Origin of the sequence: Pedobacter jeongneungensis, assembly GCF_039538295.1 — a bacterium.
GTDB lineage: Bacteria > Bacteroidota > Bacteroidia > Sphingobacteriales > Sphingobacteriaceae > Pedobacter > Pedobacter jeongneungensis.
The window spans coordinates 452,837-476,031 of record NZ_BAABBY010000003.1 but is presented as its reverse complement, the minus strand read 5'-3'; the positions used below and the strand labels follow the sequence as shown (position 1 = coordinate 476,031).

The following is a 23,195-nucleotide window of genomic DNA, read 5'->3' as shown; positions in this document are numbered from 1 at the left end:
AAACAGGCTGTCTTAACTAGACAGCCTATTTAATTGTGCAATAAAAAGAATAAGTTCAGCTTAGCTGCTATAATCCGGATCAAACTCTATAATCCATTCAATACCATATTTATCCCTGAACATCCCGGCGTAGGTACCCCATGGGCTTTCGCCGATTGGTCCTTCAACTTCTCCTCCTACCGATAAGCCATTAAATATTTTTTCTGCTTCTTCCCTGTTTTCGGCACTTACGTATATTTTAGACCGGTTTTCATTCTCACTTACCGGCCCTAAAAACCCTGGAACATCATTGGCAATTAACACATTGTTTTTGCCAAGCGGCAGGCCGATATACATTATTTTATTGGCCTCATCGTCGGCCACCTGAAAATCGGGGCCTGATAAATCTTTAAAACGGATAATTTTGGTAAACTCACCGCCAAAAACCGATCTGTAAAAATTGAATGCTTCTTCGGCATTACCATTAAAATTGATCCAGGGATTAATTGCTCTCATGATTTATATTTTTAAAACTAAATTAATCATTGGGAGCCAGATTTTTATATATTTTTTCAGTCCTTTTTAATATCCCTTTAACGCAAAAAAGGAGCAGAAAGACAACGCTTTCTACTCCTTTACATTTTCCAAATCCGGCAACCTGTATTATATCAGGAAGCTTTTTACATTAATACCCGGGATTATTTGGTTTAATATTTGGATTTGCATCCACTTCCCTTTGTGGAATAGGATAAAGTTGTTTATTATCGGTTATTGCAATATTTGAACTGCTGTTATTATTTAACGCTCCGGTTATTTGCGGACGTACAGTAACAATGCCGTTCCTAAAATTATCCTGCCATTGGTGGCCTTCAAAAGCAAATTCGAAGTTTTTCTCGGTTAAAACATCTGCAAGAGCTGGTGTGCCGGTATAGGCTGGTAATCCCCTCATGGTACGTACCGAAGACAGATCCTCAGCCGGCGTAGCACCTGTAGCGGTATTTAGCTTAACATTGGCCTCTGCGCGGATAAAATACATTTCTGATAAACGCAAAATTTTAGGGCTGTATAATCCCGGAATATTATCCTGTCTGTAAAATTTAGTGGTGATGTAATCATCTGTAGTTGCATCTTTTTTAATCACCTGTGTTTTACGGACATCGTTGTCTGCATAACTATCCCTAAAAGCAGGGTTTACACGAATATCTCCGTAACCACCAAGCTCACTAACGTATAACTGGCCATAGTTGTCAGAGCCCAAATCCTGAAACTGGGAAATTTTTGCTGTAAAAATTTCTTCGTTCTGTCCTGGGTTGGCCCAGAAAATAGTACCTGCATAGCTCGATGCGGTGGTCATGGTGTAACCTGCGTTAATTACAGTTGTTGCCTCTGCAATGGCCAATGCATTACTTGCCGCATCACCTTTGTACAAATAAACCCTTGCAAGTAAAGCTGAGGCAGCAAATCTTGAAGCCCTGAATTTATTTACAATATCAGTTGGTAAATTGGGTTTTGCTTCTGTAAGGTCCTTAATTACCTGTGCATATACTTCAGCAACGGTATTGCGTTTTGGCTGGGTAATACCAGGAGTTAATACAATAGGCACACTTAAAGATGCACCACTATTTACAGTATATGGCTGGCCAAAAACACGTGTTAAATCGAAATAGGCTAATGCCCTTACAAATTTTGCTTCTGCAATAAGCTGTGCTTTTTCTTCCGGTGTACCATCAGTTACAATAGCAGATTTGTTAATTACATTATTTGTCCTTGCAATTGCCTTATAAAGCGTATTCCAGGTACTTGCAACATCTGCGTTGGCAACTGTAAAATTATATTGATACGGGGCCGTTAAACGGTTTGAATTTGCTGAGGCAATAAACATATTCGAGCCTCTTAATTCGAGCATGGTAGGGTAATTTCTGCCATACCAGTTTAAATCGATGATGGAATTATAACAGCCAATGGTTGCAGCCTGTAAAGTCTGAAAATCGGTAATGGCCGTTTCATCAAGTAATGCGCCGTCTGGTTGTTGATTAAGCTCTTTCTTGCAAGAGCTCATGAAGGCACTTCCAATAAATAGGAAAAGTGCTATGATATATATTTTTTTCATGATATTCTTAGTTAAAGTGCCTTAAAATGTTGCGTTTAAACCAAAAGTGTAGATTTTTCCTACCGGATATTTAAAGAATTCGTTTCCTGTTGCATCTGTTTCAGGATCCACGCCAGTATATCCTGTCCACGTTACCAGGTTTTCTCCCTGTCCGAAAAATGTTATTTTCTTAATACCGGTTTTGCCTAAAATACCTGATGGCAGTGAGTACGAAAGCCTTACATTTTTTAAACGTAAATAATCTCCTTTTTCTAAGAATCTTGAAGAAGCAGACGACTCATTTTTATTTCCGCCGGCAATTGGTTTTGGTCTTGAAACGTTATCGCCAGGTTTTTGCCAGAAATCTTCACCAGCTTCAACAGAGTGGTTAAAACCACTGTTAATGTAAGCGGTATTTTCTACAAAACTACGGGTCTGGTTATAAATCATGTTGCCTGTAGCACCATAAAACAAGAAAGAAAGTTCTAAATCTTTATAGTTCACAATGTTGGTTAAACCGAAAGTATATTTAGGTAAAGCCTGACCAATAATCCTGCGTTCTGCAAGATTGTAGTTGTTTGTAGTTGTTCCATCAGCTTTAAACCATAGCGGATCGCCATTGGCCGGATCAACACCTGCCCACTCTCTCATGTACCATGAGCCAACAGGAAAACCAACCCTGGTAATATTCTGGCCTGTTACCAGGTCCTGACCATCTTTAGTTTCATTTACCTTATTTTTACTAAAAGAAACGTTAAAATTGGTTTTCCAGTTTACTACGCCTTCAATATTTACCGTGTTAAGCGCAAGTTCGAAACCTCTGTTCTGCACCTGGCCAATATTTACCGGCATGGTCGTAAATCCGCTGGTTGAAGATATTGGCAGGGAGAATAACTGTTGATTTGTTTTTTTGCTGTAATAATCAGCTTCCAGTGAAATGCGGTTGTTTAAAAAACCAAGTTCTAAACCTAAATCAAAACTCTTTGTTTTTTCCCAGCGCAAATCATCATTACCCAGTTGAAAAGGTGCTAAACCCGGGTTATCGTTGTAATTTACAGGCGTCCACAAAGTATAAGAAACGAAATCAAGCAAACCGCTTAAATTACCCGATGTACCATAACTCGCACGTAGTTTTGCATTCGACAAAACCTTCTGATCCTTCATAAAATCCTCGTTAATGATTCTCCATGCACCACCAACAGCATAAAAAGTTTCGGCTTTGTTGTTTTTAAAATTCGAAGCTTCATCACGACGTAAACTCACATTCAGGTTATATTTCGATTGGTATGAATAGGTTGCATTACCAATGTAAGATAAAATGGCCTGTGTTGAAGTACTACCACCCACACTTACCGGCAATATTGCAGCGTTAAGCGAGCGGAAACGATCGTTTGCAATAATTGATTTTCCACTGGCACTAATGCCTGCATTTTCTTTAAAAGAGTACTCCAGCATGGCCAGGTATGTTAAAGAATGATCGCTATTTGGTGCATAACTTCCAGATAGTGAGGTTTGCGTGGTATATAATTTGTTATCGATGGACGAAGCAGCTAATGATCCGTTCTGACCAAAACCATCAGAAGTACGCGCATCCTGATACAATTTTTGTTTTGCATTGATCCAGTCTACAGATAAGTTTTCTGATAATTTCAACCAATCAAAAATCTTCAAATCACCATACAAACGGCCTAGCGTTCTGAAGTTTTTATTGCTGTTAAAATTATATTGTGTATTGTATAAAAAGTTATCTCCTGTTAGTCCATACCAGCCAGATTCTCTACCGTTGTATAACGAACCATCAGGTTTATAAGGCGATTGAATCGGTGCTGTGGCAATATATCCCAAAATAGGGCTGCCATAACGGCTTCCATCTGCAGAAGTTAAACCATCCGAATAAGAAAGGTTTAAATTTAAACCAACTGTAAAGCGGCTGTTTATTTTTTGTTCGATGTTAGATAAAAGGGAATATTTTTTGATCCCCGAACCTATTAGCGTACCGTCCAACTTGCCTATGCCACTCGAGAAATAGTATTTTGTACCTTCATTTCCACCACGGGCCGAGATATCAAAATTTGAAGATGTTCCAGTTCTGAAAGCCGCATCCATCCAGTTAAAGCTGGAGTTTCCACCCGCTGCAGTTAAATAATCAGGTATTTCGGCATCTGTTATCCCCGCATTAATCAAACCTGTTTTTTCATAAGCTAAAAACTGACTGGCATCCATTAGCTTAAAATTGCCAAAATTGGCTTTGGTTTTTCCATACTGCGCTCTTACATTAAATTCAGGTGCGCCAATCTTCCCTTTTTTGGTGGTGATTACAATTACACCGTTAGCACCTCTTGCACCATATAATGCAATGGCAGATGCATCCTTTAAAACGTCAAAACTCTCAATATCATTTGGGTTTAAATTGGAAAGGATATCCGTAGGAGTTACCTGATTGCTGGCCAGTAAATCATTATTGGTATCGGTATTAAAATCGCCCCTGGCCACCACAACACCATCAATAACATATAACGGGTTATTGCCTGATGAAATTGAATTGATACCACGGATACGTACTGATTGTACCGCGCCTGGCTGGCCTGAGCCTGAAGTTACCACAACACCTGTAACACGGCCTTTTAAAAGCTCATTCGGATCGGCAACCGGTGTATCCTTAAACTGATCGGCAGAAACTTTAGAAATGGCGCTCGTTGCATCCTTTTTATTCTGCACGGTATAACCGGTAACTACCACATCGCTAAGTGATTTGGAATCGGGTACGAGTACGATGTTAACCGGACCTGCTCCTGAAATGGCCCTGCTCTGCGTAGTGTAACCGATAAAAGAAAATTCCAAAGTTGATGAAGAAGAAGGAACACTGATAGAAAATTTTCCGTTGGCATCGGTACTTACACCGATCTGCGTTCCTTTTACTTTTACGTTAACTCCGGGGATAGGCGACTTGTCATCCTGTGAAGTAACTGTGCCTGTGATTGTCCTGTCCTGTGCCATTACCGAAAGGGTAAAAAACAGCAGTATGAACAAACTTTGTAAGCGTTTTTTCATAGTTTTTTAAGATTAGATAATTAATTATTATATGGGTACAAATATACTGTCCCCTAATATTCACTATAACTAATTTTAAAGTTTTATGACAAAACTATGTCTTTAGGTTGACAAAACATCTTTTAGCGCAAAAAACTAATTAACCTAAATCATTGATTATCAAAAAGTATAAAACGATTTATTAAAGTTTGATTCAGTGACTTTTCGCAGCACAAGTTATTTTTTGCGTAACCAAATCGTTACCATAAAAGCTTTGGTGCAGTAATTAAGAAATTAACAGTAAAATATCGGGATTGGCTTGCCAGATAAAGCTCAGGCACTATTAATTCCTAAATTTGAGAAAAAAAAATATATTTTAATTTTGTATCTTATTGGAGTAAAAGCTGAATAGCACAGTGCCCACAATCAGCCGCATTAAAATAGTATCAGAAGCATGAAATTTAATTACTTAATCTATATCATCCTTACATTCGTTTGTTTACAGGCGAAGGCTCAACCCTACCTTCTGAAATCTACAGACAGCGAAAAAAGCTTTCAGTTGCACATCTATTATGGATCAGAGGGAAAGGGCGCATTTGTGCAGTATGTTGGTCAAAAAGGGATTATCCCTTTAGAAATAAGAACAGTACACGTTAAAAAGAATGCGGGTAATAATGTTCCCACAGTTTACTATAGCTGGGATGAACTTATGGACGGGAAAATTACCGGAAACTATAGCTTAAACGAAACAACCGGTAAAATTTTTGGAGCGGTTTATAAACGGCTTAAAGATGGAAGAATATTTAAGCTTGAACAAATTACGGGTAATTCTGTTGATAACACTCAAGACAAATTGCTAGTTAACAATGTATTGATAACTTTCAGTCACAATGAAAATACTCAACTTACATTTAATTATGAACCTGGCAAAAGAGAAACCTTACAGCTGGAGGGCTTCGACAACCCGCAGCAATTCAGAAAAAGCCATATAGCCGATTATAATTTTGACGGCCATGATGATGTCGGATTTTCCATACCCGATGCCGGAATGGGCGTTTACAGAACCTATACCATTTTTCTTTATGATCCTGTTTCAAAACGTTTCAAAAAACTGAAAGAACCCACTAATACCAATGCACAATGCCTCGGGTTATGCGACGTAAAACTCGATACAAAAAACAAGCTCTTTTTTACCTCATGCCGTGGCGGGGCAAGGTGGTGGAGCGATGTGTACCGGTTTGATAAAGCAAACAAATTGATATGGCTGCGCTCAAAAGAAGAACAATAACCGAAATTTCCTGCATATATGCTGGTCTTTTATAATCATTTACCAAACCCCAGTTTGGCTGAAGTTTGATAAATGTTATATCGCATCTGCTATTTTTACAAAGCAGGGTTAGCTATATAATTTTGCCACAATTGATCTACAGTTTTACCATTTGCATTTGCCGACCAGAAAGTGTTCACATTGTAGGTACCATCCCGCATTGCTTTATCCAATTTAACGATGATGCCCTGATAACCATGGTTTTCCAGCCAGGCAAAAAAACGTGCCGTAACGCGGTAAGCATCAGTGTAATTCTGATTCGAACTGTAAGCTGGTAACGACCAGTTGGCACCTGGGTTGTCGTAGCCGAAAATATACCTTGCATAATCTGCAATTCCTTCGGTAATCCATCCGGTATTGGGCAGGTTAAACTTATACGACTGTACAACGTGCATCATTTCGTGGGTTACCACATCAATATCTTTCGGATTACCAGCAAAATATCTGGGATCATAACGGATAATAGACCCTCCATAGGTTGCTGCAACACCTTCATATTCAGAATCAATCACAAATACCTGCGTTTTCGGTGCATTGGCGTTAAAAGTATTCGCCATCCGCTGATAGTTGGCTTTAAACACCGTGATGAAACCTGCTTTTGTAGCAGCACTAAAAGTACCCGTCTTATCTGTAAAAATTAAAGTATTTGCGCCTTCAACCACAGTTTCGAGGGTATTATTTGGCGCCAATGCCTGCTGGTTCTGTGGAACATTAAATAATTTTATTTCTGCCAGCTGGAAGATCGGATTGGCTTGACCAAATAAGACTTTCACATTAATGCGGTAAAATTTATAGGAATTATTATTAACAAAATTATACGTCTTGCTCTGTTTGCGTTTTGAGAACATTTCATATTCACGATGGTCTAATTCTGTCCAGTTGTTGCCATCTGTTGAAGCTGTAATGGTCCAGTTAGACGGATCCCTTTCGCTCGCATCATCAGCAGAAGTGAATGTATATGCTGCAACCTGGGTATTGGTGGTAAACTCAAATTGCATATAAAAATTAGACTGATGGCTGAATATCAAAAATTTAGTATCGATATTGTTATCAATAGCTTTTGATGAGCCCTCGGCTGCATCCTTCCCTCCGGTGTTTTCTGTACTAACAGTAAACCGGGCCTGGCCGGTTACCTCTGTCCTGGTAGCCGCAGTGTTGTTTATAACTTCAGGTTCGGGTATTTCTGTGTTTGTTTGCTCTTTTTTGCAGTTTGATAAAAAGACAACCGTGCCTAAAAGAATACATGTAAATGTTTTGCTTTTGTTTGAGAATTTCATAAGATAAATTGGTTAGTAGTAAATATTTTTCTTTACCTCAATAATACTAAAAGGTTTTAGTAAATCAAATAGAGATTATATTAAAAAACAAATCCTTATTCTTACAAAAAATAGTGTAGAATTTATTTTAGTCTGACGTAATTAATATGAGTAATAAACATATGGCAAAGATCTGAATTTCCCGGGATGTTAGGTTCTGTCAGTTCAAAAAGAGGCTGCTGGTTTGCGAAGATTAAACCAACAAAAAACCCCTTCAAGTTATCCTTAAAGGGGTTTAAAGCAGTGGGCCCACCTGGGCTCGAACCAGGGACCAAAAGATTATGAGTCTTCTACTCTAACCAGCTGAGCTATAGGCCCGGAAAAAAGGATATTCCTTTTTTGCGAGTGCAATGTTACAAATTTGAATTGAATTTTCGAAAATGTTTTTGGGAATTTTTCATTAAAATGCGTTATACAAACTCATTTTCAACTGCTTAATCTTATTTTTTATTTTCAACAGGTTTTGCCTCTCCGCTCAAAATGTGGATAAAAGGGCTGTTAATCTCTCTTTAAATGAGTTTTGAATAGGTTAATTTTGTAATTGATATGAATACGCCCGATCCGGACAACCAGCTTCTTTTAGATTTTTTAGCCACAACCAACCAGCCCGTTTTTTTAACCGGTAAAGCTGGAACAGGTAAAACCACCCTCCTTCGCAAGATTAGGGATACCACTAAAAAGAATTTTGCCATTGTTGCACCAACTGCGGTGGCGGCTATAAATGCAGGTGGCGTAACGCTCCATTCGTTTTTTCAAATCCCTTTCGGACCATTAGTTCCGATTGTAGATGAAAATACAGATACCAATTTTAAATATTCGGACGAAAAAACAAGGTTATTACGCTGTCTTGATCTTTTAATTATAGATGAGATCAGTATGGTTAGGGTTGATATTATTGATTTTATTGACCGTACCCTGAAACGTGTTAAAGGATCTAACCGCCCCTTTGGTGGCGTACAGGTTTTAATGATTGGTGATCTTTATCAGCTCTCCCCTATTTTTCACGATGCCTGGCACATTCTGGGCGCATATTATTCCAGTCCGTACTTTTTTGACAGTTTAATTTTCCGCAGCACTCCGATGCTTACTTTCACCCTGGATAAAGTGTACCGCCAATCAGATCCTGTATTTCTGGATATTCTGAATGGCATGCGCGAAAACACTCTCGATGCCGGTTTATTGGAGAAATTAAATGAACGTTATGATCCTTCTTTAGATCAGGAATGGAAGGATGATTACATTACTTTAACCACTCACAATCAATTGGTTAACGAAATTAACCAGGGTTGTTTAGAAAAACTGGAAGGCGATATTTTTGAATTTGATGCCGAAGTAAACGGCGATTTCCCAAAAGATGCCTATCCTACAGATGAAAAACTACAATTAAAGCTTGGCGCTCAGGTTATTTTTATCAAAAATGATTCCTCAGGAAAGCGACAGTATTACAATGGAAAAGCAGCGAAAATCACCGCCATTAATGAGGATTCGATAAAGGTTAGTTTTTCTAGTGATGGGAAAGAAATCGAAGTTGAAAAAGAAATCTGGCAAAATGTTAAATACAGCCTGAGTGCTGAAGAAAATAAAATAGACGAAACCAGCACAGGTTCATTTTCACAATATCCGTTTAAATTAGCCTGGGCCATTACCGTTCATAAAAGTCAGGGATTAACCTTCGATCATGCCATTGTTGATGTAAGTACCGCATTTACCCACGGACAGGCTTATGTGGCCTTAAGCCGCTGCAGAAGCTTGGAAGGATTGATCCTAAAATCGCCTGTGGCTCCCGAAAATATCATTACCGATGCCAAAGTCATCAGTTTTACCAAAAACAGTTATCAGGATAAACCTACTGCCGCATTATTAGAACGTTATAGCCAGCAATATGCCTGGGGCTTGATTAACGAATTACTGGATTTTTCGCTTGTTGCAAAAGACTGGGAGAAACTGGGGCGGTCTAAACTAATCGATAAAGATGAAAAAAATGCCTTTTTATCCATCTACGAGCAGGGAAACCAGATCTTTCAGAACGAAATTTTTAAAGTGGCCCGAAATTTTATCGCAAAGGAATTTTCAAAAATAAGCATGGCCGAAAATCCGGCAAACGAAACGGCCTTTATGGAGCGCCTGCAAAAAGCATCTGATTATTTTATTCCGAAACTGGAGCAACTCATCGCACTAACGGCAAGGATTGTGGCGATCAATTTTTACAATGATACCCATTCTGATAAGCTTCTTACGTTATTGAATGAAGTTAAAGATGCACTTCAAATTAAACTGGCTTTATTTAAAATTTCGTGGAATCCGTTTTCAATTAAAAATTATATCAACACCTTACACGCGGCAAGCAATAAACAACCCGAGAAAAAGACGGTTAAATCGAGTATTAAGCCAAAAGAAATTTCCAATCCGCAGGTTTATAAAAATCTTATAGAATGGCGCAAAACCATTGCCCTGCAAAGAGGAACGCAGGATTATGCCGTACTGTCTGATCTGGCCCTGCTTTCTATCGCCGAACGGATGCCGAGAACAACAGATCAACTGGCTGCGCTTAAAAGCGTTGGCGTTGGTAATGCCAAAGAACTCGGACAGCAGATTACACGCATTGTAAATGCCCATTTGGGCACAAGTGAGTTATTTTAAAAAAATTTAGTTCGGTACACCTTTTTTTAATACTTTCGCAGCCCCATTTCAATCGCTACATTTCACCATACACCAGGCCATGAGTAAGTTTTTATACGGAATCGATTTTGGAACAACCAATTCGGCACTATCCATTTATGATGAAGAAAAGAAAGAAATTATAGATACGATTTCAATTCCCTCGTTAATTTATTTCACAGAAGTTAAAAGCATTATTGATGGCGAAAACCACATTGTTGGCGAAAAAGCAATAGATGCGTATTTAAACGATGGCATGAAAGGCCGCTTTATTAAATCCATTAAGCAGATCCTTTCGAGAACCACTTTTACTGAAACCCGCATCCACAATAAAAGATATACCGCTTCCGATCTGGTTACGCTGATTCTCAAAGATTTAAAAGAAAAAGCTGATAAAATTATTGGCGAAGATTGCCAAAAAGCCATTATTGGACGTCCGGTTTTCTTTGATGACGACAATACCATGAAAGATACCCTGGCACAAACCAGGTTAAAAAAAGCAGCAGAAAGTGCCGGCTTTACCGAAGTTCGCTTTCAGTTTGAGCCTATCGGAGCAGCTTTCGCCTATGAAAAAACCATAAAAAAGAAAGAACGTGTTCTGGTGGCCGATTTAGGTGGGGGTACAACCGATTTTACTTACCTCATCCTCGATCCTGATAAAGTGGGCAGCAAGGACAGAAAAAAAGATATGATTGCCTCCGGAGGCATTTACATTGGTGGAGATAGCCTGGATTCTGCATTTATGTGGGATAAAGGAACACCCTATTTCGGAAAAAACACCATGTACGAGGCTACACCGGGGAAAGTTTTAAATGTGCCCAAATCGCTTTTTGCCAATATCTGTACCTGGGATAAAATGAATTTCTTTAATGGCCTGAAAATCCAGAAAGAGATTGAAGAATACTATTACTACTCTAAAAACGATTCTAAATTTAAAAACCTGATCACCCTGATCGAAAATAACCTGGGTTACTCTTTGTTCAGGTCAATTGAAAAAACAAAGATTGAGCTTTCAGATCAGCCTGTTTCTACATTTGCCTATAACAATATGGAGATAGAAATTGATGAAAATATTTCACTCGAACAATATAACTCGATTATTGAAAAGGATATTAACAGGATTGATGCCTACCTCGATCAGTTTATGGAAACTTACAAAATCAACCCACAGGATATCGACTGTTTGTTTCTAACAGGAGGAACCTCAATGGTGTCGGCTGTGCAAAACCTTTTTAAGAATAAGTTTCCACACATTCCGTTAAACTCCGGCGATAACTTTAAAAGTGTGGCAAAAGGATTGGCCTACAGTGGTTATTTGTTTGAAAACTAGCATAATGCACCACATTTATAACGACAGAAGATAAATTTACGGCGCATACAAAGCCCTGTAATTAATTAATTACAGCTTTGTAACATAATGAAGATTATTTTCTTCTTTGTAGTAAGATTTTTATAATTTAGCAGGTGAAAAATTGGTGCGGCTGATAGCAGATACAGGGAGCAAAGCCTTACGCGTTAGGCGCTAAAGCAATTAATGTTGTGAGGTCCGGAAAGCCTGTTTTCTGGAAGAGGTGAAATCAAATTGATGGTCATTTCTTTGCCAGACGCACCAATTTTCTTTTCTTAAACCAGTCTGCTAAACTGAAGTACCGATATTCCTTTATGTCTTCTAAAACTTGTTAAAAACTTATTAGTTTGCTCAAACCCCAATATTCTTGAAATCTGATCAACAGAAAAATCGCTGTGCAGCAATAATTCCTCAGCTTCTCTCATAATCCGGTCTTTAATCAGTACGGTTAAACTTTTTCCCAGCACGCGGTCTAAAAATTTATTTAATTTCCCCACGCTCATTCCCATCCCTTCAGCATAAAACTGAACGGCTCTTTCTTCGCGGTAATACTGATCTAAAATTGCCCTGAAACGCAAAACCTGTTGCAACTCATCTAACGTTAATGCAGCCAGGTAACCATCTAAACCGGCAGTAAAACCGAGAAACAGGGATAAGTACTGAGCTAAAAACCTTAAATCTTTTTTAGCATCAATTTCTTTTTTAAGCTGATCTAATAAACTATAGGTTTTGATAGATTCCTGAGGGGTTAAATCCCTGTAAGATAAGTTAAGAAAAAGATTTTTTGCCAATGGATCCAAATGCTGCAATAAAAACTCGGCATACAGCATACTGCTGAAATTTAACCAGTAACCAGATTTAATCCGCCCGTCGAGCCTAACTAAACCTTCTTCAGGAATAAAAAATATTCTTTTTTCAAGCAGTTCATGGTCGCCGGAATTCATACATAAAAAACCACTCCCTTCCCTTACAATCAACATCCGCATGGGATATGTTGCCTGCAATGCACGCTCCCTGTTAAAAACCCCGCTAATCGGTTCTAATTGTATCATAATAACCTAAAAGGATAAACATCAGTAAGACTGAAATAGCTCGGCGAGGTTACATCTCCATCAATATTTTATAGAAGCCACGGCCATTTTCAGCGTACAAATATCATAAAAAAGCCTTCTAAAAGATCAGAAGGCATAGATTAATGATTAAAAATGAATTGTTTTTAATCATTTTTGAAATATTTACGCTTATTAAAAATGCGCTCTATTATTTATTACAATACAATTTAAGCGGTTAACTGCACCAGATTTTCCTGTCAGGCAGATAAAACCCTCACCTGAACGGCCTCTACTCCTAACTTCGTAAATTCAATATCAAACTGAACAATGTTGTTCGGTTTAATTTCGCCCACTATTCCATGTGCAAAAACATTCACTTCCATGCCTCCGTTTGATGGGGTTATGCCACCAAAACCTTCTTCGTTATTATAAAACTTTACTGTACCCAGCCTCATATCGCTATTTAATCAATTTTACATTAATGGCATTTGGTCCTTTTTTACCTTGCGCAACCTCAAATTCAACCCTGTCATTCTGACTTACTTTATCGATCAAACCTGTAACATGTACAAAAATTTCATCCCCGTTTTCTGTTACAACAAATCCAAAACCTTTCGATTCATTATAAAATTTTATTGTGCCCTGCATTTTATTCAGATTTTTTAATTATCAAACATACGAATAAGCCAAAATGTTTAGCAGTTAAATAGATTTTCACATGAGATGTGTAGATCGAGTGTACTATTAGCCATTTTTTTAGTTTTTAACTTAAGATTATTCAAAAAAAAACCGCGGGTTAACCCACGGCTTTCCAATTTGCTGATTACAATTAAGCATTTACAAACTGCATTTGGGTGGCATCATATCGTCTTCCGGCGGTAGCGCCTACAGGCACAATAGATTCTAATTTTTCTTTTTCATCTGCACTTAAGGTAATATTGATGGCAGCTGCATTTTCTTCAATATACTTAATCCTTTTGGTACCCGGAATGGCCACTATGCCCTGAGCAAGTACCCAGGCCAAAGCCAGTTGCGAAGGCGTTACGCCCTTTTCTGCTGCAATAAGCCCGATCTCTTTTAACAAATCTATATTTTTATAGAAATTATCTCCCTGAAAACGTGGAATGCTTCTGCGGAAATCATCTTCAGCAAAATCATCAGGACTTTTAATATCGCCCGAAATAAAGCCCCTTCCCAGCGGGGAATAAGCAACAAAACCAATTCCAAGTTCATTTAAGGTATCCAAAACGCCGCTGGTTTCTGCCTCGCGTTCGAAAAGTGAATATTCGCTCTGCACTGCAGTAATGGGATGAATTTTATGCGCCTTTCTAATCGTTTCTGCAGAAACCTCCGATAAACCGATGTATTTTACCTTGCCCGATTTTACCAACCCGGCCATTGCACCTACAGTTTCTTCTATTGGCGTATTCGGGTCAACACGGTGCAGGTAATATAAATCAATGTAATCTGTACCGAGATTTTTCAATGAGCGGTCTACCGCTTTTTGCACATAAGCCGGTGTACCGTTAAATCCCCAGGTTAATTGTTCGTTATCATCAACTTCATAGCCAAATTTTGTGGCAATCATATATTTTTCACGGTTACCTTTTATGGCTTTGGCCACCAAACGTTCGTTTAACAGCGGTCCGTACAAATCAGCGGTATCTAAAAAATTAATTCCAAGTTCCAGTGCACGATGGATGGTTGCAATTGATTCTTCTTCGCTGGCTTTACCATAAATATCTCCCCCGGCAAGGGTAGTCATGCCCATGCAACCTAATCCCTGCACCGGTACCTGTAGTCCTTCACTACCTAAATTTATTTTCTTAATGTCCATGTTTTATGTTTTTAATTTAACATGAACAAAGTTATAGTGAGGGGGAATTAGCCGATTATACAAATCAAAGTGTTTATTAAACAAATCAACTGCTTCAAAAAGAAAGATTTCATGCAGGCAAAGAATTGTTCCTGATTTTCATCGGCGTATAACCCGTATGCTTTTTAAAGAAATTATTAAAGTAGGAGGCATATTCAAAACCAAGACTAAAAGCAATTTCGGCAACGCTCCAATCGGTATGCAACAAAAGAGATTTAGCCTCTGCAATAATGGCTTCGTTAATAATGGTAGTGGTAGATTTGCCGGTTACTTCCTGAATGGCGGCGTTTAAATGATTTACATGCACCGAAAGCCTTTCGGCATAATCGCCGGCCTTTTTTAATTTAAGGGGATCCTGTGGAGAATCGACCGGGAATTGTTTTTCCAGAAGCGTTAAAAAAATATTGGTAATTCTGGAGGCTGCATTTGTAGGATTGAAATAAGCAACCGCAGGCTGCATTTTAACCGCTTCATGGATAATTACATTCACATAATTGCGGATCAGCTCATATTTATAAACGTAATCCCCGTCCATTTCGGCCTGCATGCGCTCAAAAATGCTTTTAAGGTATTTTAATTGCTCATCGTTAAGCAGGTAAACCGGATTTCCGTCTGCTTTAAACAAAGTAGAATCCTGCAGGCTTTCCATACGCGCTCCGGTGTGCAGAAAATCTTCACTAAAAACACAGAAATGCCCGTCGTACTCCATATTCTCTTCCTTTGCATCCCAGGAATACGGAATGAGCGGATTGGTAAAAACCAATGCCGGTTTGCTGATTTCGATATCGCGGTTAGCATACAACAATGTACTACAGCCTTTTGTAATAAGCGAAATTTTATAAAAATCTCTCCTGTTATAAGCTGTCAACTTACATTTATCATCATGCATTCCGGCAACCCTAAACTGAATAGGATCGATATGAATACCAGAAAATGAATTTGTTTTTTTGCCGGATACCGGATTTTGCTGCATATTCAAAATTAAACAATTCAAAGAGAAAACAGCTCAATGAAAGTATTTTGAAAACCGAACTAACTCTTTTTACCGCTAAAAATTACAAAGAAAACACTAAAACCACCTAAAAGGAAAACTATTCCCAGAATCATATTTAATTTATCGCCCATAATGTAATGTACAGTTAATATTCGTAATGACAATAGGCTGACACAAAATTATTACACAATACAACTATAAGTTGTAAGAATTTCCTTTTTTTAGTAAATTCATATTGAAAATCGTAAATCATACGGCACCAAATCTAACCAGGCACAAAACATATAGATATTAGTAATGTTACACAATAGACATTAAACTACCAGATTATGAAACAACTAACCAAAAACAGCAGTAAAGAGGAACTGGAAAGTATTAGAAAAGGTGATACCATTAGGGATGATACGGGAAAACAAGGTGAAGTTGACAAGATTGAAATCTTAACACGCCGCCAGGAAAAACAATATTACTATAAGCTTAAAAACGACGGTACCATATTGGTAATTAAATAAAGAAACAATTTCTGATTACACTTTTACAAGTTATTAACAGTAATTATTTTATTCTATATTTATTTAGTAAAACGATTTATTTAATCACAATGACCAATAGAAGATACCTAATTGCAATAGCTTTTATAACTGCCTTCGCTTTTGTGAGTAGTTTTACATTTAAAAACAATAGCGATGAGACAAGTGTATTTTTTAAAATTGATACCCTGGCCACCAACCTCACTGTGCCCTGGCAAATAACTTTCCTCCCCGACCGTACAATGCTCTTTACCGAACGCCCTGGCCAGGTACGCCTTTACCGCAACGGAAAACTTAATGAAAAGCCTGCATTGCAGGTAAATGATATAAAGGCCGAAACCAAAACAGGCTTGCTGGGAATGGTGATTCACCCTGCTTTTAACCACAACCATTTTATATACATTGCCCATAATTATGGAGAAAATAACCGTTTATGGCTCCGTGTAGTGCGCTATGAATTTAAAAACGATTCGCTTATTAACCCCAGAACATTAATTGAACAGATTCCTGCAGCACGAAACCACACAGGATGCCGGTTAATTTTCGGGCCAGACCAAAAGTTATACATTTCTACCGGAGATGCTGATCAGCCTATATTGGCGCAGGATTTAAAAACTTTTAACGGCAAAATATTAAGGCTTAATGAGACGGATCCATTCCGGCAGATAATCCATTTATTAAGAACGATACGGCACATAAAGAAATCTGGTCTTACGGGCACCGCAATCCTCAGGGCTTAACTTTTGAGCCTGCTACCAAACAATTATATGCCACAGAACATGGCCCTACAGGTGGCGATGAGGTGAATATCATCCAAAAAGGTGGCAATTACGGCTGGCCGGTAATCCACCATCAGGAAGCCAGGGCGGGTATGATTACACCGCTGCTAGAATATACACTATCAATTGGTCCGTCTGAAGCTACATTTTATAACGCAAATGCTTTTCCTCGATTAAAAAACAACCTTCTTATTGCCTGTTTGCGTGGCGAATCTATATTGAGAATTGAAATGGATAAAGGAAAAGTTATTAAGCAGGAAATATTGCTAAAAAAACAATATGGCAGGATCAGGTCAATGGTGGTTGGCCCGGATGGATACCTTTATCTATCAACTTCAAATTTCGACCTGCCCGAGAGTAAAGGTGAAAGACCTTACGATATGATCCTCAGGTTACGCCCTTCAAATACAAAAGAGAACCAGATCGCACAAACCATTTCTTCGAACAATAAAACCGCTAAAACTGAAAATACTCCGGCGATAATGTTTAAACAGCTTTGCGCATCCTGTCACGGTGATAAATTGCAGGGAACAGAAACAGTTTACAGCCTTGTAGGTGGTAAGTTTAAACATGGAGCCGACAAACAGTCTATAATCAACAACATCAATAATGGGATTATAGATAAAGGAATGCCCGCCTGGAATGGTGCAATCAGTAAAAAAGATATCGAGCGCCTGGCAGATTATATGCTGAGCGAAAGTATAAAATGAATGAGTGATGGAATGAATGATTGAATGAATGATTGAATGAGTGATTGAATGAGTGAGTGAGTGTTTAAGACTTCAGTAAATCCAACATTCCATAATTCTATCATTCTTTAACTCTATCATTCACTAATTCTATCATTCTTTAACTCTATCATTCACTAATTCTATCATTCTTTAACTCTATCATTCACTAATTCTATCATTTCTAACTCTCTAATTTTCTAATTCGCATAAATTTTGATACAATACTTCGGTTTTTAAAACATTGCACTATATTTATTAAAAAACCTTCAACCAAATAGATGAAAACAACATTTACCTTAGTGTTATCTGCCATTGCGTTTATATTAATTTCGGCAACTACATTCAACAAAAAAAATTACCAGAACAGAACCTTCGATTTTATTACTAAAAATAGAATTGATACCCCCGATCAGGACCGTTTCGTGAAGGCTACCCTTGCACAGGGCGAATTTACAGAACCAACCGAAATGGCTGTCCTGCCCAACCTTGATATTTTGGTGGCACAACGCCGTGGCGAAATATTGATTTATAAAAACAGTACAAAAAAAATAAAAGAAGCCGGCAAGCTGGATGTTTATTTTAAAACCAGCAATCCTGATGTAAATGCAGAAGAAGGCTTATTGGGCATGGCCGCCGATCCAAAATTTGCGGTAAACAAATACATTTACCTTTTTTACAGCCCATTTGACAAATCAGTAAACCGTTTATCGAGGTTTAAGCTAGTTAACGATCAAATTGTGAAAGAATCAGAAAAAATCGTTTTAGAATTTTATTCGCAACGCGAAATCTGCTGCCATACCGGCGGTTCAATTGCTTTCGGATCGGATAACCTGCTTTACGTTTCTACAGGTGATAACTCTACTCCTTTCGATGTTCCGAAACAACAATATGTAAATAAGGGTTATGCCCCGCTTGATAACAGAAAGGGGCTTGAGCAATATGATGCCAGGAGATCAGCAGGAAATACCAATGATTTACGCGGAAAAATTTTAAGGATCAAAGTGAATGAAGACGGTACTTACAGCATCCCTGATGGTAACCTTTTCCCGAAAAACGATCCAAAAGCCCGTCCAGAAATTTATGTAATGGGTAACCGCAATCCTTACCGCATTTCGGTAGATCAAAAAACCAATTTTTTATATTGGGGAGAAGTAGGTCCCGATGCTTCTAATGATGATGCCTTAAGGGGCCCAAGAGGTTATGATGAGGTAAACCAGGCTAAAAAAGCCGGTAATTTTGGCTGGCCATTATTTATTGGCAATAACTATGCTTATAAGGCTTACGATTTTACAAACGGAGCCAATGGTGATGCCTTTGTTCCTGCCGCGCCCATCAATAATTCGCCGAATAATACGGGTTTACAACAACTTCCACCGGCACAACCGGCATTTATCTGGTATCCTTACGGAGCATCAGCCGAATTTCCACAGGTAGGTGCAGGCGGACGAACAGCCATGGCCGGACCAGTTTATTACGCCAGTGCAAACTCACCCTACCCTGCCTACTATAACGGAAAACTGATTATTTACGAATGGGTACGCGGTTGGGTAAAAGCCGTTACTATGAATGATAAAGGCGATTACCAGAGCATGGAACCCTTTTTATCAAAGGTCTCGCTGGCTGCGCCGATTGATATGGAATTGGGTCCTGATGGAAAGTTGTATATTTTAGAATATGGCAAAGGCTGGTTTAGTAAAAATCCTGATGCCGCCATATCAAGGATTGATTACCTAAAAGGAAACCGTCCGCCAAGTGTAGAAAAACTGAATATTGTAAAAACCAGCGGGTTAATTCCTTACAAAATGACCGCAAATGTTATTGCCAAAGATCCTGATGGTGATGCTCTAACTTATATTTGGAATTTAGGAAAAGGTATCACTAAAACTACCACTAGCCCAACCCTACAATATACTTTTGCCAAAGCAGGCGAATACCCGGTAAGCGTTACCGTGATGGATAAAAGTAATGCCGCTGCAAAAAGCGCCGTTATACCTGTTTTTGCAGGAAACGAACATCCGAACGTAACCATTGATTTAGCCGGAAACAAGAGTTTTTATTTCCCGAATAAACCTGTTGATTATAAAGTTTTAGTGAGTGATAAAGGTTCGAAAGTAAATAACAGCCGCATTTATATTTCAAATACCTATACCGAAGGGACTGATATGGCCGGAGCACAATTGGGTCATCAGCAGGCTGCACAAACGATGATTGGCAAGGCATTGATGTTGAAATCTGATTGCAGCACCTGCCATAAAGAATCTGCGGTTTCCATAGGCCCTGCATTTGATAAAGTGGCAGCGAAGTATAAAAATGATCCCAAAGCAGTTGATTATCTGGCTTCGAAAGTAATTGGTGGAAGTCAGGGTGTTTGGGGCGAAGTTCCTATGCCTGCCCACACCGCCATGAAAGAAGCCGATGTAAAGAAAATTACCGAATGGATTATGACTTTAGGCAATAAAGAAGCCGTTAAAGCATCCTTACCAGCTTCGGGCAAAATTGTTCCGCCAGCAGCAAAAGATAAAAAGAAATCTGTTTTAACCTTAAAAGCAACTTATACTGATGCAGGTGCTGCCGGTTTAAAGCCCTTAACCACCACCAACCTGGTGAACTTAAAAAGCAATGTAATTGAAGCAGATGACCTTAAAGATTTTGGCGGTTTTGAACGAAAAGATGTATTTGGCGGTGAAAAACTGATTTTAAGTAAGGATAATGGCTGGATAGCCATAAAAAATATTGATTTGAATGGTATTTCCGGATTCGGATTTTCTTTCTTAAATCTTGATCCTGTCAGCGATGGCGAGATAGAAATCAGACTGGACGACAGCAAAGGCATGATGATCGGAAAATCTACTTTCAGAAAAAGTGTTCCCATTAATATGATTTCAGATGGGAAATTCCATTCGATCTATTTTGTTTTCAAGGAATTAAAAACAGGCGATAAAAAAAACCGGCCGATTATTCAATCGATAACGGTGGAGCCTAAATAGGTTAATTGAAAAAACTTAGCCCGAAACCTATCACAACAGGTTTCGGGCTTTTTATTGTAAAAATTAATGATTTAATACCTCTCATTAATCCAGCTATAATATCTTTGCAGCAAATTCAAAAGATTCCATGCAAAACATTAAAAACATAATTTTCGACTACGGAAACGTCATATTTGATATCGATTTTAAAATCGCCCAGGCATCTTTTCAAAAACTGGGTATTACCGACATTGAAAATTTCTTTGCCCATAAAGGACATAACCAATTATTTGATGATTTTGAAACCGGTACCATTTCTCCCGCCGAATTTAGGGCAGGAATAAGAAAGGCAGCTAACAAACCCGATTTAACCGACCAGCAGATTGACGATGCATGGAACAGCCTTTTAATTGGCACCATTCAGGAAAACCACGATTTACTGCTTCAGGTGAAAGAAAAATACCGTACTTTTTTATTGAGCAATAACAATGAAATCCACTACAATTGGATTATAGATTACCTGAAAACTACTTTCAAAATCAATAATTACGATGCTTATTTTGAGAAAGCTTATTTCTCGCAACACATGAAACTGCGTAAGCCCAATATCAATATTTTTGAACAGGTACTAAAAGAGAACAACTTAAACCCTGCCGAAACCTTATTTATTGATGACAGTCCGCAACATATTGAAGGTGCAAAAAAAGTAGGTTTACATACTTTACTAATGACAGAAAAACCTGCCCAGTTAGGGGCGTTTTTAAAAGCAAACGGAATTTTGTAAATTAGAACATGACAGAGAAAAAGTTTAAATCGCTTAAAGAATTCTACCCTTTTTACCTCTCAGAACACAGCAATACCATCTCGCGTATCCTGCATTTTATTGGAACAGGATTAGTGGTCTTAGCCTTCTTTACCGGTTTTCTTTTTCATAACTGGCATTTTTTTCTGGCCATGCCTGTTTTAGGCTATGGTTTTGAATGGGTGGGTCACTTTTTCTTCGAAAAAAACAAACCTGCCACTTTTCAATATCCGGGTTATAGTCTGGCAAGTGATTTTATTTTGTTTTACGATCTGTTAACGGGAAGACAGCCTTTTGTTGTAAATAAATAACTTCTGCAAACACTTCCGAAGTTTAATAAAGCCACGAGCGGAAGAAGAACTTCGGAAGTCTGATATAAAAATGGTCGTCATCTCGACTGGAACGCAGTGGAATGGAGAGATCTATCTCGAGATAGTTTTCCCGACTACGTTGCACTCCGCTCGAAATGACGACTCTATTATTAACTTATAACTGCCAACTGAATTACAGTTTCCTTCTTTTCAATTCCCTTTCAATTAAGCCTAATTCACGACCTGTTTGTCCGGCAACAGAGGTATTTTCCTGTGCCCTTCTGAATAAATATGGCATTACCGCTTTAATTGGCCCATAAGGCACATATTTGGCCACATTATAGTTAGCATCAGCCAGGTTAAAGCTTAAATTATCGCTCATTCCCAGCAATTGAGCAAAATATACGTGTGGATGGTTGTGTTTAATATTTTTTTCTTCTAAAAGATAGGTTAATAAGCGGCTGCTATCTTCATTATGCGTACCGGCAACGATCGCAATTTCTTCAATATGATCTACGCAATAACGCAGCGATTCGTTATAATCACGGTCAGAAGCTTCTTTATCCGGCTGAATCGGTGAAGGATAACCCATTTCTGCAGCGCGCTTACGTTCTTTTTCCATATAGGCACCACGTACCATTTTTACGCCCAGAATAAAACCATCTGCTTTGGCAATTAAATGGTCGGCTTTCATATCAGCCAGTTTATCATGGCGGTACATCTGGTAAGTGTTGTACACAATGATGCGCTCGCGGTTAAATTTACGCATCATATCCAAAGCCAGTTCATCAATGGTATTCTGGATCCAGGTTTCTTCTGCATCGATCATAACCGGCACGCCTCTATCAAAAGCGGTTTTGCAAATCATTTCACAACGCAGTTTTACTTTTTCATATTCTGACTCTTCCGTAGCGGTTAGCTTTTCTTTAGCATCAAGCTTCTGTAACAGTGCAAAACGGCCGATCCCTGTTATTTTAAATACGGTAATCGGAATTTTGGTATCGCCATCTGCACGCACAATCGTACGGATAATTTCAGCACAGGTTTCATCAAAAACCTGCTCCTCTTCCTCTCCTTCAACCGAATAATCTAAAATGGTACCCACGCCACCTTTGTCTAATTGCTCAATGGCTTTATTACATTCTGCAATGGTTTCGCCACCACAAAACTGCTGGAAAATAGTGGCTTTAATTGCGCCCTGGATTGGCAGGCCGATATTTAAGAAAAAGTTTGTAATGGCCGGACCAACTTTTGTAAGAAAATTACTGCCGATCATTTTAAAAAGCCAATACGCTTTTTTCAGTTCCTGATTGGTTTTTTGGCGGAAAGCAATTTCCGTGTTGTCGAAATTAGGTTGTTTATTGGGAACTAAATCCATTTTTTATCTATATATAAGTCAGATTGGTG

Annotated in this window: 18 protein-coding genes, 1 tRNA gene and 1 pseudogene; 9 read left to right on the top strand and 11 right to left on the bottom strand. The window is 38.5% G+C overall.

The window, feature by feature from the left end; all coding sequences use genetic code 11:
* Window positions 1-60: 60 nt before the first annotated feature.
* From ABD769_RS07970 to ABD769_RS07960, 3 genes are all read right to left on the bottom strand, one after another.
* A complete protein-coding gene (locus tag ABD769_RS07970) occupies window positions 61-495 on the bottom strand; it encodes a VOC family protein (protein WP_344850877.1) in 435 nt (144 codons plus the stop codon).
* A gap of 169 nt (window positions 496-664) precedes the next feature.
* Complete coding sequence (locus ABD769_RS07965; RefSeq protein ID WP_344850876.1) at window positions 665-2,089, bottom strand: RagB/SusD family nutrient uptake outer membrane protein; 1,425 nt, start codon at window positions 2,087-2,089, stop codon at window positions 665-667.
* 21 nt (window positions 2,090-2,110) lie between these two features.
* Complete coding sequence (locus tag ABD769_RS07960; protein WP_344850875.1) at window positions 2,111-5,119, bottom strand: SusC/RagA family TonB-linked outer membrane protein; 3,009 nt, start codon at window positions 5,117-5,119, stop codon at window positions 2,111-2,113.
* A gap of 433 nt (window positions 5,120-5,552) precedes the next feature.
* Between ABD769_RS07960 and ABD769_RS07955 the strand changes: the two genes are divergently transcribed.
* On the top strand, window positions 5,553-6,386 hold the full coding sequence (locus ABD769_RS07955) for an XAC2610-related protein (RefSeq protein WP_344850874.1): 834 nt from the start codon (window positions 5,553-5,555) through the stop codon (window positions 6,384-6,386).
* Between the two features lie 95 nt (window positions 6,387-6,481).
* Here ABD769_RS07955 and ABD769_RS07950 read toward each other — a convergent pair whose 3' ends face one another.
* Both ABD769_RS07950 and ABD769_RS07945 read right to left on the bottom strand, forming a co-directional pair.
* A complete protein-coding gene (locus tag ABD769_RS07950; RefSeq protein WP_344850873.1) occupies window positions 6,482-7,702 on the bottom strand; it encodes a basic secretory protein-like protein in 1,221 nt (406 codons plus the stop codon).
* A 283-nt stretch (window positions 7,703-7,985) separates the two neighbouring features.
* Window positions 7,986-8,059 (bottom strand) — tRNA-Ile (locus ABD769_RS07945).
* A 228-nt stretch (window positions 8,060-8,287) separates the two neighbouring features.
* Here ABD769_RS07945 and ABD769_RS07940 point away from each other — a divergent pair.
* Both ABD769_RS07940 and ABD769_RS07935 read left to right on the top strand, forming a co-directional pair.
* Window positions 8,288-10,381: an HRDC domain-containing protein gene (locus ABD769_RS07940; RefSeq protein ID WP_344850872.1), complete on the top strand. Its 2,094-nt coding sequence runs from the start codon at window positions 8,288-8,290 to the stop codon at window positions 10,379-10,381.
* Between the two features lie 79 nt (window positions 10,382-10,460).
* Complete coding sequence (locus ABD769_RS07935; RefSeq protein ID WP_344850871.1) at window positions 10,461-11,729, top strand: Hsp70 family protein; 1,269 nt, start codon at window positions 10,461-10,463, stop codon at window positions 11,727-11,729.
* 293 nt (window positions 11,730-12,022) lie between these two features.
* Here the strand turns inward: ABD769_RS07935 and ABD769_RS07930 are convergent, their stop codons facing one another.
* From ABD769_RS07930 to ABD769_RS07910, 5 genes are all read right to left on the bottom strand, one after another.
* On the bottom strand, window positions 12,023-12,799 hold the full coding sequence (locus ABD769_RS07930) for a helix-turn-helix domain-containing protein (protein ID WP_344850870.1): 777 nt from the start codon (window positions 12,797-12,799) through the stop codon (window positions 12,023-12,025).
* 257 nt (window positions 12,800-13,056) lie between these two features.
* Window positions 13,057-13,254 (bottom strand): cold-shock protein, encoded by a 198-nt coding sequence (locus ABD769_RS07925; protein ID WP_344850869.1) that lies wholly within the window; start codon window positions 13,252-13,254, stop codon window positions 13,057-13,059.
* Window positions 13,255-13,258: 4 nt separating this feature from the next.
* A complete protein-coding gene (locus ABD769_RS07920; protein WP_344850868.1) occupies window positions 13,259-13,447 on the bottom strand; it encodes a cold-shock protein in 189 nt (62 codons plus the stop codon).
* 181 nt (window positions 13,448-13,628) lie between these two features.
* Window positions 13,629-14,636: an aldo/keto reductase gene (locus tag ABD769_RS07915; protein WP_344850867.1), complete on the bottom strand. Its 1,008-nt coding sequence runs from the start codon at window positions 14,634-14,636 to the stop codon at window positions 13,629-13,631.
* Window positions 14,637-14,745: 109 nt separating this feature from the next.
* On the bottom strand, window positions 14,746-15,648 hold the full coding sequence (locus ABD769_RS07910) for a helix-turn-helix domain-containing protein (protein ID WP_344850866.1): 903 nt from the start codon (window positions 15,646-15,648) through the stop codon (window positions 14,746-14,748).
* Between the two features lie 350 nt (window positions 15,649-15,998).
* Here ABD769_RS07910 and ABD769_RS07905 point away from each other — a divergent pair, with 350 nt between their 5' ends.
* From ABD769_RS07905 to ABD769_RS07880, 6 genes and pseudogenes are all read left to right on the top strand, one after another.
* Entirely contained in the window at window positions 15,999-16,181 is a 183-nt protein-coding gene (locus ABD769_RS07905; protein WP_344850865.1) for a hypothetical protein, read from the top strand.
* A gap of 89 nt (window positions 16,182-16,270) precedes the next feature.
* A pseudogene (locus tag ABD769_RS07900) lies at window positions 16,271-17,259 on the top strand (PQQ-dependent sugar dehydrogenase); the annotation flags it as partial.
* A 15-nt stretch (window positions 17,260-17,274) separates the two neighbouring features.
* Entirely contained in the window at window positions 17,275-17,688 is a 414-nt protein-coding gene (locus ABD769_RS07895; protein ID WP_344850946.1) for a c-type cytochrome, read from the top strand.
* A 299-nt stretch (window positions 17,689-17,987) separates the two neighbouring features.
* Window positions 17,988-20,696 carry a PQQ-dependent sugar dehydrogenase gene (locus ABD769_RS07890; protein WP_344850864.1) on the top strand — a complete coding sequence of 903 codons (2,709 nt, stop codon included), beginning with the start codon at window positions 17,988-17,990 and terminating at the stop codon, window positions 20,694-20,696.
* A 127-nt stretch (window positions 20,697-20,823) separates the two neighbouring features.
* Window positions 20,824-21,459 (top strand): HAD family hydrolase, encoded by a 636-nt coding sequence (locus ABD769_RS07885; protein ID WP_344850863.1) that lies wholly within the window; start codon window positions 20,824-20,826, stop codon window positions 21,457-21,459.
* A gap of 8 nt (window positions 21,460-21,467) precedes the next feature.
* Window positions 21,468-21,788, top strand: coding sequence for an Mpo1-like protein (locus ABD769_RS07880; protein ID WP_344850862.1), 321 nt, complete (start codon window positions 21,468-21,470; stop codon window positions 21,786-21,788).
* Window positions 21,789-21,981: 193 nt separating this feature from the next.
* On the opposite strand, the gene ABD769_RS07875 is transcribed toward ABD769_RS07880, so the two are convergent.
* Window positions 21,982-23,166, bottom strand: coding sequence for a proline dehydrogenase family protein (locus ABD769_RS07875; RefSeq protein WP_344850861.1), 1,185 nt, complete (start codon window positions 23,164-23,166; stop codon window positions 21,982-21,984).
* Window positions 23,167-23,195: the final 29 nt, after the last annotated feature.

What these genes read in the sequence shown, in the direction of transcription:
- ABD769_RS07970 (WP_344850877.1), bottom strand. Translation starts at nt 495, where the DNA reads ATGAGAGCAATTAATCCCTGGATCAATTTTAATGGTAATGCCGAAGAA.
- ABD769_RS07965 (WP_344850876.1), bottom strand. Translation starts at nt 2,089, where the DNA reads ATGAAAAAAATATATATCATAGCACTTTTCCTATTTATTGGAAGTGCC.
- ABD769_RS07960 (WP_344850875.1), bottom strand. Translation starts at nt 5,119, where the DNA reads ATGAAAAAACGCTTACAAAGTTTGTTCATACTGCTGTTTTTTACCCTT.
- ABD769_RS07955 (WP_344850874.1), top strand. Translation starts at nt 5,553, where the DNA reads ATGAAATTTAATTACTTAATCTATATCATCCTTACATTCGTTTGTTTA.
- ABD769_RS07950 (WP_344850873.1), bottom strand. Translation starts at nt 7,702, where the DNA reads ATGAAATTCTCAAACAAAAGCAAAACATTTACATGTATTCTTTTAGGC.
- ABD769_RS07940 (WP_344850872.1), top strand. Translation starts at nt 8,288, where the DNA reads ATGAATACGCCCGATCCGGACAACCAGCTTCTTTTAGATTTTTTAGCC.
- ABD769_RS07935 (WP_344850871.1), top strand. Translation starts at nt 10,461, where the DNA reads ATGAGTAAGTTTTTATACGGAATCGATTTTGGAACAACCAATTCGGCA.
- ABD769_RS07930 (WP_344850870.1), bottom strand. Translation starts at nt 12,799, where the DNA reads ATGATACAATTAGAACCGATTAGCGGGGTTTTTAACAGGGAGCGTGCA.
- ABD769_RS07925 (WP_344850869.1), bottom strand. Translation starts at nt 13,254, where the DNA reads ATGAGGCTGGGTACAGTAAAGTTTTATAATAACGAAGAAGGTTTTGGT.
- ABD769_RS07920 (WP_344850868.1), bottom strand. Translation starts at nt 13,447, where the DNA reads ATGCAGGGCACAATAAAATTTTATAATGAATCGAAAGGTTTTGGATTT.
- ABD769_RS07915 (WP_344850867.1), bottom strand. Translation starts at nt 14,636, where the DNA reads ATGGACATTAAGAAAATAAATTTAGGTAGTGAAGGACTACAGGTACCG.
- ABD769_RS07910 (WP_344850866.1), bottom strand. Translation starts at nt 15,648, where the DNA reads ATGCAGCAAAATCCGGTATCCGGCAAAAAAACAAATTCATTTTCTGGT.
- ABD769_RS07905 (WP_344850865.1), top strand. Translation starts at nt 15,999, where the DNA reads ATGAAACAACTAACCAAAAACAGCAGTAAAGAGGAACTGGAAAGTATT.
- ABD769_RS07895 (WP_344850946.1), top strand. Translation starts at nt 17,275, where the DNA reads ATGGTGGTTGGCCCGGATGGATACCTTTATCTATCAACTTCAAATTTC.
- ABD769_RS07890 (WP_344850864.1), top strand. Translation starts at nt 17,988, where the DNA reads ATGAAAACAACATTTACCTTAGTGTTATCTGCCATTGCGTTTATATTA.
- ABD769_RS07885 (WP_344850863.1), top strand. Translation starts at nt 20,824, where the DNA reads ATGCAAAACATTAAAAACATAATTTTCGACTACGGAAACGTCATATTT.
- ABD769_RS07880 (WP_344850862.1), top strand. Translation starts at nt 21,468, where the DNA reads ATGACAGAGAAAAAGTTTAAATCGCTTAAAGAATTCTACCCTTTTTAC.
- ABD769_RS07875 (WP_344850861.1), bottom strand. Translation starts at nt 23,166, where the DNA reads ATGGATTTAGTTCCCAATAAACAACCTAATTTCGACAACACGGAAATT.